This is a genomic window from Actinomadura soli (assembly GCF_005889715.1).
Lineage (GTDB): Bacteria > Actinomycetota > Actinomycetes > Streptosporangiales > Streptosporangiaceae > Spirillospora > Spirillospora soli.
This window is the reverse complement of record NZ_VCKW01000596.1, coordinates 1-850: the sequence shown is the minus strand read 5'-3', so window position 1 is coordinate 850 and position 850 is coordinate 1. Positions and strand designations below refer to the sequence as shown.

The window sequence follows — 850 nt, the reverse complement described above, 5'->3', positions numbered from 1 at the left end:
GCCTACGGGATGCGGCCCCTCCTCGACATCTCCGACGACGAGGCCCGCGCCGACCTCGCCCGGGTCTCGGTGACGGCGCTGTCGTTCGTCGCCCAGTCGGCGCGCGGCATCGGCGTCCCGATGGTCCCGCAGGAGCGGATCAACGCCGCCGGGACGATCACCGAGCGGTTCATGGTCCGCTGGCGCGGTGAGCCCGATCCGAAGCACGTCCGGGCCATCGACGCGTACTGGGTCTCCGCCGCCGAGCACGGCATGAACGCCTCCACCTTCACCGCGCGGGTGATCGCCTCCACCGGCGCGGACGTCGCGGCCAGCATCTCCGGCGCGATCGGCGCGATGTCGGGCCCGCTGCACGGCGGCGCCCCGGCCCGCGTGCTGCCGATGATCGAGAAGGTGGAGCGGGTCGGCGACGCCCGCAAGGTCGTCACCGACATCCTCGACTCCGGTGAGCGGCTGATGGGCTTCGGCCACCGCGTCTACCGGGCCGAGGACCCGCGCGCCCGCGTGCTGCGCCGCACCGCCAGGGAGCTCGGCGCGCCGCGGTTCGAGGCCGCGAAGGCGCTGGAGGACGCCGCCCTGGCCGTGCTGCGCGAGCGCCGTCCGGACCGTCCGATCGAGACGAACGTGGAGTTCTGGGCCGCGGTCGTCCTGGACTTCGCCGAGGTCCCGACCGCGATGATGCCCGCCATGTTCACCTGCGGCCGCACCGCCGGATGGGCCGCGCACATCATGGAGCAGAAGCGCACGGGCCGTCTCGTCCGGCCGAGCGCCAAGTACACCGGCCCCGGAACCCGTTCCATCGACGACGTCACCGGGGCCGCCGAGGTCCTCAAGCGCCACGTCGGCTGAC

The 850-nt window shown here is 73.8% G+C and carries 1 protein-coding gene; it reads left to right on the top strand.

The window, feature by feature from the left end; translation table 11 throughout:
* Window positions 1-849, top strand: an 849-nt coding sequence (locus ETD83_RS42065; protein ID WP_138650802.1) for a citrate synthase 2, incomplete at its 5' end; no start/stop codon positions are given.
* Window position 850: the final 1 nt, after the last annotated feature.